Source organism: Streptosporangium amethystogenes subsp. fukuiense, assembly GCF_042665875.1.
Taxonomy (GTDB): domain Bacteria; phylum Actinomycetota; class Actinomycetes; order Streptosporangiales; family Streptosporangiaceae; genus Streptosporangium; species Streptosporangium fukuiense.
In genome coordinates this window covers 8,285,297-8,297,415 of the sequence record NZ_JBHTEE010000001.1, presented here as the reverse complement: position 1 = coordinate 8,297,415, position 12,119 = coordinate 8,285,297, and the positions used below count along the sequence as shown (strand labels likewise).

General features: G+C 70.3%; 12 protein-coding genes. 7 read left to right on the top strand and 5 right to left on the bottom strand.

All coding sequences use genetic code 11. The features are described 5' to 3' along the window. Window positions 1-56 precede the first annotated feature (56 nt). Window positions 57-932 carry a hypothetical protein gene (locus ACFQVD_RS36955; protein WP_343965880.1) on the top strand — a complete coding sequence of 292 codons (876 nt, stop codon included), beginning with the start codon at window positions 57-59 and terminating at the stop codon, window positions 930-932. A 133-nt stretch (window positions 933-1,065) separates the two neighbouring features. Here the strand turns inward: ACFQVD_RS36955 and ACFQVD_RS36950 are convergent, their stop codons facing one another. The 3 genes from ACFQVD_RS36950 to ACFQVD_RS36940 form a co-directional block, all read right to left on the bottom strand. Continuing rightward, a complete protein-coding gene (locus tag ACFQVD_RS36950) occupies window positions 1,066-1,893 on the bottom strand; it encodes a hypothetical protein (protein ID WP_343965878.1) in 828 nt (275 codons plus the stop codon). Window positions 1,894-2,464: 571 nt separating this feature from the next. Beyond that, window positions 2,465-3,436 (bottom strand): hypothetical protein, encoded by a 972-nt coding sequence (locus tag ACFQVD_RS36945; RefSeq protein ID WP_343965876.1) that lies wholly within the window; start codon window positions 3,434-3,436, stop codon window positions 2,465-2,467. Window positions 3,437-3,597: 161 nt separating this feature from the next. After that, window positions 3,598-4,497 (bottom strand): helix-turn-helix domain-containing protein, encoded by a 900-nt coding sequence (locus ACFQVD_RS36940; RefSeq protein ID WP_343965873.1) that lies wholly within the window; start codon window positions 4,495-4,497, stop codon window positions 3,598-3,600. A gap of 93 nt (window positions 4,498-4,590) precedes the next feature. Between ACFQVD_RS36940 and ACFQVD_RS36935 the strand changes: the two genes are divergently transcribed. The 6 genes from ACFQVD_RS36935 (at window position 4,591) to ACFQVD_RS36910 (ending at window position 9,319) form a co-directional block, all read left to right on the top strand. Then, a complete protein-coding gene (locus ACFQVD_RS36935; RefSeq protein ID WP_343965871.1) occupies window positions 4,591-4,830 on the top strand; it encodes a hypothetical protein in 240 nt (79 codons plus the stop codon). Between the two features lie 141 nt (window positions 4,831-4,971). After that, complete coding sequence (locus ACFQVD_RS36930; protein ID WP_343965869.1) at window positions 4,972-5,496, top strand: ArsR/SmtB family transcription factor; 525 nt, start codon at window positions 4,972-4,974, stop codon at window positions 5,494-5,496. Beyond that, entirely contained in the window at window positions 5,493-6,650 is a 1,158-nt protein-coding gene (locus ACFQVD_RS36925) for an MFS transporter (protein ID WP_343965866.1), read from the top strand. Before ACFQVD_RS36930 ends, ACFQVD_RS36925 begins: the two co-directional genes overlap by 4 nt. Further along, the gene (locus ACFQVD_RS36920; protein WP_343965864.1) at window positions 6,631-7,848 is read left to right on the top strand and encodes an aminopeptidase; all 1,218 of its coding nucleotides are present in this window, start codon (window positions 6,631-6,633) and stop codon (window positions 7,846-7,848) included. The genes ACFQVD_RS36925 and ACFQVD_RS36920 overlap by 20 nt, the downstream gene beginning before the upstream one ends. 32 nt (window positions 7,849-7,880) lie before the next feature. Continuing rightward, window positions 7,881-8,882 (top strand): sigma-70 family RNA polymerase sigma factor, encoded by a 1,002-nt coding sequence (locus tag ACFQVD_RS36915; protein WP_343965862.1) that lies wholly within the window; start codon window positions 7,881-7,883, stop codon window positions 8,880-8,882. Between the two features lie 62 nt (window positions 8,883-8,944). Further along, window positions 8,945-9,319, top strand: a complete 375-nt coding sequence (locus ACFQVD_RS36910) for a VOC family protein (protein ID WP_343965860.1) — start codon at window positions 8,945-8,947, stop codon at window positions 9,317-9,319. A 245-nt stretch (window positions 9,320-9,564) separates the two neighbouring features. On the opposite strand, the gene ACFQVD_RS36905 is transcribed toward ACFQVD_RS36910, so the two are convergent. Further along, window positions 9,565-10,287 (bottom strand): GntR family transcriptional regulator, encoded by a 723-nt coding sequence (locus tag ACFQVD_RS36905; RefSeq protein WP_343965858.1) that lies wholly within the window; start codon window positions 10,285-10,287, stop codon window positions 9,565-9,567. Window positions 10,288-10,414: 127 nt separating this feature from the next. Further along, a complete protein-coding gene (locus ACFQVD_RS36900) occupies window positions 10,415-12,109 on the bottom strand; it encodes a dihydroxy-acid dehydratase (protein ID WP_343965856.1) in 1,695 nt (564 codons plus the stop codon). Window positions 12,110-12,119: the final 10 nt, after the last annotated feature.

Genomic DNA, 12,119 nt, shown 5'->3' with positions numbered 1-12,119 from the left:
CTTTCGCGCGGGCCTATCCCCGGGCCAGGATCCTGTGGATCCCCGCCAAGGACACGATGTCCCGTTCCGTCGTCGGTGCCCTGCCCGACGGGCGGCTCATCGTCCGCAGGTTCTCCCGGTACCTCCCGTACCTCGACCACGTCGACATCCTCGACCCTGTCACCGGCCGCAGCACGCTGTTGCAACGCGAGGACAGGGAGTCGTACACCGCCGTCGCGGCGGCGCACGGCACGCGCGTGGTGAAGCTCCTCGGAAACAGCGAGCCGGGTGGGTGGATTCTCGAGGTCACCGACATGCGCACCGGCCTGACCCGGCAGGTGATGAACACCTGGGGCGTTCCCGGCGGGCACTGCGGGACCGACTGGCAGTACCCCATCGACCTGCAGTTCCATCGGGGTGAGCTCTACTTCTCCGGGTGCGTCAGCAACGCCACCGGAGACGTGGGCGTCTACCGCATGGGCCCCGGCGACAGGGCTCCCCTGCTGTGGCTGCGGGGACTGTACGACATCGTCTGGGAGGGCGGCACCTTCCTCGCGAGGTCCCCCGTAGTGGCGGATTCGTCGGATCCCGGTGAGTTCACCGGCTCGCCGCCGGCCCGCTACGGCCCGGACGGAGCCAGGCGCGGCGTTCCCGATCAGGCCTCGTACATCGCCGGGGTGGGCAGGAACCGGGATCTCCTGGAGTACGGCGACGGCACCGTCGCCGGACTGAGCCCACATGCCAGGAACATCGGCATCTCGCGTCACGGGCGTTTCGCGGCGTGGCGCGAGGGCGGGGCCGGATGGCTGCTCGACGCGCGGACGCGTACCGCGGTGCGCCTGCCGGGCCGGGAGACGGACAAGGTGAGCCTCTCCAACGCCCGGTACCTCCATTGGAGAACGGCGGACGGCTACCACGTCCTGGACCTGGCGGCCCTGAGCGACCGGGGTTGAGCGTCCTCGTCTCCGGCGAGGACCGGAGCAGGAACGCTCCTCCCGGTTCGAGAAGCCCTATGACAGAGCGGCATGGGACCGCCGACGGCCGGGCCCCTCCACCGGCACGGGTGGAGGGGCCCGGGTCAGCGGATCAGCCCGGGGGGAAGTTGCCGTTCTTGGCGACCGGCAGGGCCAGCTGGCTGGCGCCGCTGAGGGTGGCCTGCTCGACCGGGAGACCGGCGAGGACGGGGTTAATGTGCCGCAGGGTCAGCGAGACCGTGGGCAGGGCGGCCGGGGTGACGATGTCGAACTTCTCCAGGTCGATCCACCGGACGATGTTGAACACTTCGCCCGGGATGTCGTCGCCGGCCTTCTGCACCGGGACGCACAGCTGGCGGGCATAGAGGACCTGCGCGCCGTGCGTGGGGATCACCGGGGTCAGGACGGGGTTGAGCTGGCGCAGGGACACCTGCTGGTTCAGCGGGTTGTTGGGGGTGATGCCGTAGCACTTGAGGTCGATGTGGCGGACGAGCGACAGCACCTCGGCGGGTGGGGCCACGTTGTTCTTGATGACCGGCACGCACAGCTGCTGCGGGGTGTTCATGGAGATCTGCGTACGTGGCAGGCCCTGGAACAGCGGGTTGAGGTGGCTGAGCACCAGGCCCGTGTTCACCGTGGTGCCGGAGATCTTGTAGCAGGCCAGGTCGATGAACCTGATGAAGTCGAGCGCGGGCGACGGCGGCGCCTGGTTGTTCTTGGCGACCGGGACGCACAGCTGCTCACGCTGGCCGAGGGTGACGGTCTCGATCGGCAGGTTGCCGAGCACGGGGTTGATGTGCCGCAGCGTGAGCGTGGTGGCGGGTGGCTGGTACGGGTTGGTCTTGAAGCATTCGAGGTCGAGGAAGGCGGTCAGATCCTTTGGCGTCGGCAGCGCGAGGGCGGCGGCGGGCGGCACGCAGAGGAATGCCACGGCGAGCATCGCGACGATGGCGGATGTGAGGCGCCGGAGCGTCGATTTTCTACGCCCGTGAATTCCGATTACGGCTCGGTTCATTGCGGCTCCAAAAATCTGGGATGGCCTTCTCAACGCCGAGTGTGTGCCTCCATGACCGGACTTTCAATATTGCTACCACTTTTTGTTATACGCAGAATTCGGACCGGCGGGCCAGGGAGTTATCATCAGACATAAAAGCGTTGTCAGCTCGCCGACAATCGGAACACGGCATCTTTATCGAGGCTCTGGCAACCCGATGGAGCAGGACATCAAAAATACGCACCGGGGTGGGTTGACATGAGAACAGGCTCCCGGTAAGGCTGTCATTCGTTATATCGAGGGATTCCATAATCGGCGTCGACTTCATTCGTCCGTTGGCCACCGGACGCCATTCGAAGCCCTCGGCGAGTATGCGGCTTCAGCCGGTTGCGTAGTGCACGGCCGCAGATTCCGGCCGCCTGTGCGGTTGGTCCAAGATTTTGGCCGTGTAGTTCGCCGGTTGTGCCCTCATCTGCTCGGCGGTCATGCCGCCGAGCAGATGAGGGCGATGCGGGTCTTACCGGTGGTCGCGCAGGCGTGCGCGCAGCAGGTTGGGATCGGTGGCCGTGGTGTAGGCGGCGCTGAGCACGTACACGTCGTTGCCGCGCAGCGCGACCGAGGTGGGGTTCTGAAGTCCGTCGGCGGCATCCAGCACGGTGGTGCTGGTGCCGTCGGACCGGATGTGCACGACCGTGTTGGGGGCGTTGAGGGCGGCGAGGATCTCGTCGCCCCGGCCGGTGAAGGTGAAATCGTCGATACCGACCATGCCTGACGCCTTGACCTGCGGTGCTCCCGCACGGTTTCCGGAGCGGATCGGAATGCGCAGGAGGGTGCCCTGGTCGAGGTTGGTCACCCACAGCGCGCCACGGTGTACTTTCGCACCGTTGGCTCCGAGGAAGCCGGTCGAGGCGAGTTCGGGGGCGGTGGACCACGCGGTGGGAGTGCCGCCGGTGACGGGGACGGTCCACACGGTGCCGAGCACCGAGTCGGTGATGTAGAGCCGTTCACCGTGCTCACCCAGTGCCAGCCCGTTGGGCAGGCCGTTTGCGGGCAGCGCGGCGATGCGCTGCGGGACCCGCCCGGGGCGCAGCCGCCACAGCCCTGTCAGATCGGCCGTGCCGGTCGCGTACAGCACGTACACGGTGCCGTCCGAGGTACGGGCGATGCCGGTGGCCAGAGGGAAACCGAGGATCGGTGTGTTGACCCCGCCGTCGGCGGGTGCGGGCAGCGTCGCCAGGATGCGCGTCGTACCCCGGGGGGTGATCTGAGCCACCTGGCGGCTGGCGGCGAAGGTGATGTTCGCCGTGCCGTCGGGCAGCAGGGTGATGTTCTCCGGCATCTGGCCCGCGGACAGGTCGAAGTGGGTGGCGATCCGCACGTCCGTCAGCGGCCCCTTGGGGGGCGTCGCGTTGGCCGGCGCGGCCGTCGTCAGGGTGGCCGCGGCCATCAGAAGGGCCGACATGGTGATCTTGATGCTTCGCTTGGACATGGTTCCTTCACTGTTTTCGGGCATGCGGCAGCCGCGGTGCGGCGCCGTGGTCGAGGGGGCGCCTCGGAGGGAAGGTCGCGATCGTGCTGCCGACCGGCAGGCGTGGGAGCGGTCGGCGACAGGGCGGCCCGGCAGGGACGCCGCGGACGGAGGGGCTCAGGTCAGGTGGCGCGGATTTCGGCTCCGTGGCGCGGCTGGGCCGCTTCCTGCGATGCGGTGACGTGGGCGAGCAGGGTCAGGGCTGTCGCAGAGGGGGAGCCGGGATCGGCTGTGGCCACCACCAGGGCCGGGCCGTTTCCCTGCGGGCTCTGCAGCGTCTGCTGGGTGACCGTCAATGTCCCGACCAGGGGGTGGCGCATCTCGTAGTCGGCGACATCGCAGGGTAGAACCCGGTGATCGGCCCACATCGCGGCGAACTCCGGACTCCGCATGGTCAGCTCGCCGATCAGTCCGGCCAGCAATGGATCGTCCGGGTATCGCCCAGCCGTCAGGCGCAGGTTGCCCACCACGGCCCTGGCCTTGGCGAGCCAGTCGGTGTACAGGTCACGGGTGTGCGCGTCAAGGAACACCAGCCTGGCCATGTTCGGCCGCCGGCCTGGGTCGTTGGGGCCGTCCGGGTCGAGATGGCCGGCGAACAGCCCGTGACCTTGGCGGTTCCAGGCCAGGACATCGCTGCGGCGGCCGATCACGATGGCGGGTGTGCGCTCGAAGGCTGCCAGCAGAGCGCTGGTCGCCGGGGTGACGCGTTCGGCACGCGGCCGGCCCGCGGGTCCGCCCCGTCCCGGTGCGCGGGCCAGGGTGTGCAGATGGGCACGCTCGGACTCATCCAGTCGCAGGGCACCCGCTATGGCGTCGAGCACCTCGCGCGAGGCGTTGCGTGACTGGCCCTGCTCCAGGCGGGTGTAGTAGGGCGCGCTGATGCCTGCGAGCATCGCGAGCTCCTCCCGCCGCAGCCCAGGCACCCGGCGCCGCTCGCCGTAGGTCTGCAGCCCGACGTCTTCCGGCCGCAGCTGGCCCCGGCGTGTCTGGAGGAAGTCGGCGAGATGCCCGTGCTCGTTCATGGAACCGAGTATGCGTGCCACCGACGATCCGCGCCTCACCCCGCTGGGGTAGGGATCCGCAGGGTCTGGCTCACCCGAGCCCCTGCCTCCAGGATGAGCGCGTTCGCCTTCGTCGTCGGCGGCGCCGACCACGGCATCGTGCGCTGGGGCTGGCACTTTCGCGAGCAGGGCAGGGGCAGCATCGTCCAGCAGTCCTGGCGGCTGTCACGCGCCGATGCGGTCCTGGGCGAGACCCGCGAGGACGTCCAGGCGTTGCGCGACCACATGGCCGACAGCGCGGAGTCCACTCTGCTCGCCCTGGCGGAGTGGATCGCCGGCCATCGTACCCGCTGATCATTCGGGCCCGTCTCCGGTACGCCGCTGCCGCCGGGAGCGCCGGTCGAGAGGCGACCGCATTCGAGGAAATCGGTGGGATGCCGAGACGGTGCCCGCCACCCCTTTCCCAAGACATGTTGGAAATGTCATAATCCCAACATGTCTTGGGAAAACGATGACGGCCTGGTGCCGCTGCGCGCGCTGGCGAACCCGCTCCGGATCCGCATCGTGTCGCTGCTCACCGGCACGTCCATGTCGGCCACCGAGGTCGCGGAGGAACTGGGCATCGCCCACGCCTCCGCCAGCTACCACCTGCGCCAGCTGGCCGAGGCCGGCTTCCTGCAACAGGTGGACGAGCGGCCGTCACCGGGCGGCAAGGGCAGACCCCGCCGGCTCTACCGTTACGACCCCTCCAGCGGCGCGCGGCTGGACCGCGCGAACGGCCGGCAGCTCGTGCACGAGGCGCTCAGCACCGACCTGGCACGACGCCTCGCCCAGACAAGGCTGCAGCGCATGTCCATGGACGCCGAGGTATGGCTGGATCGCACCGTGTGGGAGGAGATCGTCGGGCTGGTCGAGCAGGCGGTCGCGCTGGCCCACGACAAGGCCGGACCGCCCCGCTCCGGCGACCGGGTCAAGGTCAGCATGACCGCGATCCTGCTGGAACTCGACGACGTGCGATGACCCGCCCGCTGATGGCGTGCGCGGGAGCGTGCTTCCTGTCGCTCGGGCTGCTCATCCCCACGATCCCCAAGTACGTCACCGGCCCGCTGAACCAGGGGCCGGGCCTGGTCGGCGGTTGCTTGGCGATCACCGCCGTGTGCGCCGTGCTCTTCCGCCCGCCGGCCGGTCGGCTGGCCGACCGGCGCGGCCGCAGGGCGGCGGCCTGCACCGGCGCCGCGCTGCTGACGATCACCTCCTTCGCCGTGCTCATGGTCGAGTCACTGCCGCTGTTCCTGGCGTGCCGGGCCGTCGCGGGAGCAGGGGAGGCCCTGACCTACGTCGGCCTGGCCACCGCGGCCAGCGATCACGACCGTCCGGGCGCCGCGATCAACCGTTTCTCCATCGCGGTCAACGCCGGCCTGCTCGCCGGACCGGCGCTCGCCGAGGTCGGCCACTCCGTCGCCGGCCTGCGGGCCGTATGGGCGCTGTCCGGAGCCGTGGCCCTCGCGGCCTTCGTGGCCTGCCTGTTCCTGCCCGCGGGCCCGGTCGTCGCCGGCGATCCGGCCGGTACGAGGAAGGCCGGGCCGCTCGTGCATCGCGCGGGACTGCGTCCCGGGCTGGCGTACTGGGCGTCGGTGTGGGGATACACCGCCTTCAGCGCCTTCCTCCCGCTGCACGTCGCCGCGCTGGGCGGGAGCGGCAGCGGCCCGCACTTCCTCGTCTACGGCGGCGTGCTGCTCGCCGTGCGGCTCGGCGGCCAACGATGGACGAACCGGATGGACCCGCGTGGGACGGCGACCGCGGCGCTGCTGGTCACCGCGGCCGGGCTGGCCCTGCTCGTCGCCTGGCCGTCCGTGACCGGGGCGCTGGCCGCCGCGGCGGTGATCGGCGCCGGGCAGGCGCTGGGGCTTCCCGCGTTCCTCACGATGGCGGTGGCCGGTCTGCCCGCCGCGCAGCGCGGCTCGGCGGTGGCCACCACGACGGCGTTCTTCGATCTCGGGTTCATGACGGCCGCGCTCGCGCTGGGCGCCATCGTGCAGTCGTCCGGCCTGACCTACGGCTTCGCCGTCGCGGGCTGCGTGCCGGCCCTGGCGCCGCTGCTGTTCCTCTCCCGCTCTCGCAAGACCCGCAGGACATCACCCCAAGGAGACAGCCGTGACCATTCCCACCGCTGAGCTGGCCGGCTACGCCGACGTCGTCTTCGACGTCGCCGTACCGGTCGTCGCCGGCGACCGGGTGCTGATCAACGCCGAGATCGAGCACGCCCCGCTCGCCCGCGCCCTGGCCGAGGCGGCATACGCCCGAGGTGCCCGCTATGCCGACATCTGGTATTTCGACCCCTACGCGAAGCGATCCCGGGTCCAGCACGCGGACGCGGCCACGCTGAGCGAGGTCCCGGCCTGGCTGGACGCGCGCAACGAGGAACTGGCCCGCCACTGCGGCATCCTGCTCAACATCCGCGGCGCCGCGGCACCGGATCTCCTCGCCGGGCAGGACCCGGTACGGGCGGGCCTGGACCGCATGCCGTACCTCACGTCGAGGCAGCGGCTGCAGCTCGGCAACCTCGTCCGCTGGGCGATGGTCCCCTGCCCGACCGCGGAATGGGCGCGCGCGATCTTCGGGGAGCCGGACGAAATCCGCCTCTGGCAGCACCTGCGCCCGATACTGCGCCTGGACCGGCCCGATCCCCGTGCCGCCTGGGAGCAGCGGATCGCCGAGTTGCTGGGCCGCGCGGAGGTGCTGAACGGGATGCGGCTCGACGCCGTCCGGTTCGAAGGGCCGGGCACCGACCTGACCGTCGGCCTGCTCCCGGACGCGCACTGGACCGCGGCGCGCCTGGAATCCGTGCGGGGGCACCGCTTCCAGGCCAACCTCCCCACCGAGGAGGTGTTCACCACGCCTGACCACCGCCGGGTGGAGGGCACCGTCCGTTCGACACGGCCACTCGCGCTCAACGGGAACGTCATTCGCGACCTGGAGCTGACCTTCACCGCCGGGGTGGTGACGGAGGTGAGGGCGAGCGCCGGCGCCGACGTGGTCCGCACCCACCAGGCGACCGACGCGGGCGCGGCCCGTCTGGGCGAGCTGGCCCTGGTCGACGGTTCGTCGCCGGTCGGGCGATCGGGCCTCACCTTTCTCGAGACCCTGCTGGACGAGAACGCCACCTGCCATCTGGCCTGGGGCGCCGGCCTGCCTCCGGGCGTGCCCGAGCACCTGCGCGAACGGGACGCCGCCGGGCTTGAGGCGGCCGGGGTCAACATCTCCGGTGTGCACGTCGACTTCATGGTGGGCGGTCCCGACGTCACCGTCACGGGGATCGGGCACGACGGCGGCGCGATCGAGTTGCTCCGCGGCGACGAGTGGCAGGTCTGAGAGGTGTCGGTGACGGCGCATATGGTCAGGGGATGGCAGAGACGCTGACCGGTGAGGGTTCCCGGCTGGAGCCGTTCCGGGGCGAACTGACCGGTTACTGCTACCGGTTGCTCGGCTCCGGCTTCGAGGCCGAGGACGCGGTGCAGGAGACGCTGCTACGTGCCTGGCGGGCGTTCGACCGCTACGACGAGCAACGGGCGTCGCTGCGTACCTGGCTCTACAGCATCGCCACCAACGTCTGCCTCGACATGCTGCGCAGCACGCAGCGCCGAGCCTTGGCCATGGATCTCAGCGGGGCCGCGGACGGCGGGCCGAGCATCGGTGAGCCGCTGTCGGAGCGGATCTGGGTCCAGCCGGTTCCAGACGGTCTCGTGCTGCCGGCGGACGGCGATCCGGAAGAGCTGGCCGTGCTGCGGGAGACGATCCGGCTGGCGTTCGTCGCCGCGCTGCAGCACCTGCCGCCCCGGCAGCGGGTGGTGCTGATCCTGCGCGACGTGTTGCGGTGGAGGGCCGGGGAGGTCGCGGCCCTCCTGGAGACCACCGTCGCGTCGGTGACCAGCGCGTTGCAGCGGGCAAGGTCGACCCTCCAAGCGGTCGACGTCATGCCCGGTGAGCCGTTCCGGCCGTCCGACCCGGGCCAGCGCGAACTGCTCGCCCGTTATTGCACCGCGTTCGAGCGTCACGACATCACCGCGCTCGTCGCCCTGCTGCACGAGGACGCGACGATGTCGATGCCTCCCTTCGCCTGGTGGCTTCGCGGCCGTGACCGGATCGAGCAGGCGCTGCTGGACCCGAACGCGTCCTGCGCGGGCGCGCGCCTCGTCCCGGTCGCGGCGAACGGCTCGCCGGCGTTCTGGCAGACCAGACCCGGTCCCGACGGCGTTCACGTGCCCTTCGGGCTGGTTCTCCTGGACGTGTCCGAGGGTCTGATCAGCGACATCACCACGTACCTGGACGCCGACCGGCTGATCCCGCTTTTCGGCGCTCCGGCCGACTCCTCCCGGCCGTCGCGAATGATTCCCGCACACCGATGAGTTTCGTGACGCCCCGGCGTATCACCGTGGACGGCCACGCACAGCAGACCTGAGGAGCGGACATGACGACCGTCCAGCCCATCATCACCACATCCGACCTGGCTCGGATGCGAACCTTCTACGAACGCCTGCTCGGAGCGGTGGAGACGAGCCGCTTCCCCGATGACGGTCCCACCTTCTTCGTGAACCTGAAGCTGGGTGACTCGGAAGTAGGACTGGTCAACGAGGCGGCGACCGACCTGTCCGCCCCGCAGCGGATCCTGCTGAGCGTGCGGGTCGACGACGTCGACGGTCTGCTGGAGCAGGTCGGGGCGGCCGGCGGCCGGGTGCTCGGCCCGTCGAACGACATGCCCTGGGGAGAGCGCGTGGCCCACATCCACGATCCTGACGGAAACATGGTCAACCTGACCCAGCAGCTCCAGGGGCACACCGGTTGAGAGACGGCTGAGGACCGGTGCGAGCCGCGCGACCGCTCACCGAGGCGTCCGGACGCCGGTTCCGCCCGCCTGCGGCGGTGGTGATCGCGTCGTACGGCTCGCCGGTCAGCCGCCGTCGCCCGCGGTCACGGGGGCGTGCAGCGGGAGCAGTGCGGTCCCGACCAGCAGCAGTTCGTCCGCTGGTCGCTGTTGGCCGGCATCACCTTCGGCAGGCCGGCGTCTCGCGTTCCCCGGTCAGAACCCGGCTACGGGCGGTCCTCTCGGTGCGGGAAGGTGGGGAGGGTCGGGGGTTCGAAGTCGGCGCCGGTCCGCGGGTCGCCGGTCGACTGGGTCAGCAACAGGCGGGTGGTCTCCAGCAGGTGGTCGTGCATGGCCTGCGCGGCGCCCTGGTTGTCGCGGGCCCGGATGTTGTCGAGGATGCGCTCGTGGACCCGCCAGATGTCGGAGAGGGTCCGCGTCTGGGTGGTGGACAGGCCCCGCGCGGACATCTGGGCGCGGGTCGTCGCGACCGACTGGGTCACCCGTTCGTTGCCCGCCGATTCCAGGATGAGCTGGTGGAACTTCACGTCCTCCTCCTGGAAGAGGCGTTCGTCCCCGGCCTCGCCCGCCTGGCGCATCTTCTCCAGGGCCTCGGAGACCAGTGCCATCTGGGCGTCGCCCATCATGGTCGCCGCGCGGTACACCGAGGGGACCTCCAGCAGGAAGCGGAGCGAGTAGATCTCCTCGATGTCGCGCGTGGTCATCTGGAGGATCCGGACACCGCGGCTGCGCTCGAATCTGACGACTCCGTGCGTGGCCAGCTGGAGCAGGGCCTCCCTGACGGGGGTCCTGGACACACCGAGCTGGGCCGCTATCCCCACCACGGAGTGCAGCGTCCCGGGAGCCAGTTCGCCGGTGATGATGGCGCGGCGGACCACCTCGAAGGTCCGGGCCGTCAGCGATGCCTGGTCCACCGCAATCTGTTCCATCCGACAAGACTCCCGGGGGGATCGGTCCGGCGCCCGACCGAATGATCAGGCGCCCCTATTTGGGGAAAAACGGTACCACGCGTGCGGTAGTGCAGCATGCAACATGCAGCATTACCACTCCGCGGGGTCAGAGGAACGACAGGTCGGCACCCTCACCCGCGGGGAGGACCGTCTGCGCGTACAGTCGCCGCCAGCCTCGCTCGGGCAGCTCGGGCGGGGTGAAGTCCGCCCGGCGGCGCTCAAGCTCGTCCTCGTCCACCAGCAGATCGAGCCGTCGCGCCTCGACGTCCAGCCTGATGAGATCGCCGTTGCGGACCAGCGCGATCGGCCCCCCGGCGGCGGCCTCAGGGTCGCAGTGCAGCACTACGGTGCCGTAGGAGGTGCCGCTCATCCGCGCGTCGGAGACCCGCACCATGTCCCGGATCCCGGCGCGGGCCAGCTTGGCCGGGATGGGCAGGGCACCGGCCTCGGGCATGCCCGCGGCGATCGGGCCCGCGTTGCGCAGCACCAGTACGTGGTCCGGGGTGACGTCCAGATCCGGGTCGTCCAGGATCCGCTGCGCCTCCTGCGCCGAGTCGACGACCAGCGCGGGGCCGGTGTGGTTCATCAGGTGGGCACTCGCGGCGGCGGTCTTGATGACCGCTCCGCCCGGGGCCAGCGTGCCTCGGAGCACGGCCAGGCTTCCCGCGGGTCCGAGCGGGTCCTCCAGGGGGCGGATCGTCGTCTGCCAGTCCTCCCGAGCGGGGGTCTCGGCGAGCAGCGATTTCAGGCTGTCTCCGGAGACCCCGACGGTCTCCGGTTCGAGCAGCGGTTCGAGGACCTTCAGCAGCGCGGGAAGCCCTCCGGAACGGTGGAAGTCCTCCAGGTACCCCGAGCCGGCGGGCTTGCAGTCGACCAGGAACGGCACCTCGGCACCGATCACGTCGAAGTCCCTGAGTTCGAGCTCCACGCCGGCCCGCCGGGCCACGGCGAGCAGGTGGATCAGCGCGTTCGTCGAGCCGCTCATCGCCGAGAGCACCCGGATGGCGTTGCGGAACGCCGCGGGGGTCATGACCTCCTTGGGCACCGGGCCACCGGAGCGGGCGAGCTCGACGGCGCGGCGGCCGGTCTCGGCGCCGTGCCTGAGCCGGGCGCCGGTGGCCGCCGGGGGCGTCGCACCGCCCGGCAGCATCATGCCGAGGGTCTCGGTGACGCAGGCCATGGTGGAGGCGGTGCCCATCACCGCGCAGGTGCCCGCGGTCGTCACGAGCTCGTTGCGCACGCTGGTGATCTCTTCCTGGTCGAGTTCCCCGCCCCGGTGCCTGCCCCAGAAACGACGGCAGTCGGTGCAGGCGCCGAGCCGCTCGCCCCGCCAGCTGCCGGTCATCATCGGCCCGACGACCTCTAGCAGTACCGGCTTGTCCGAGGAGGCCGCGGCCATGAGCTGGGCCGGCACGGTCTTGTCACACCCGCCGAGCAGCACCGCGGCGTCCATCGGGAGGGCGCGGATCATCTCCTCGGTGTCCATCGCGAGCAGGTTGCGGAACAGCATCGTCGTCGGGGAGGTCAGGATCTCCCCGAGCGAGATGGTGGGGAACTCCATGGGAAGGCCGCCGGCCTCCAGCACCCCGCGCCTGACCGCCGCCAGCAGCGCGGGCATGTCGCGGTGGCAGGTGTTGTAGTCGGAGTTGGTCACCGCGATGCCGATGATCGGCCGGTCCAGCGCCTCGTCGTCGTACCCGCTGGAGGCCAGGAAAGCACGCCGGAGATATTTACTGAAACCGTCGTCACCGTAGGACGTACGACTCCGGTCGATGACCGATTCAGTGGGTTTGGCGTGCATGGTGGTAATG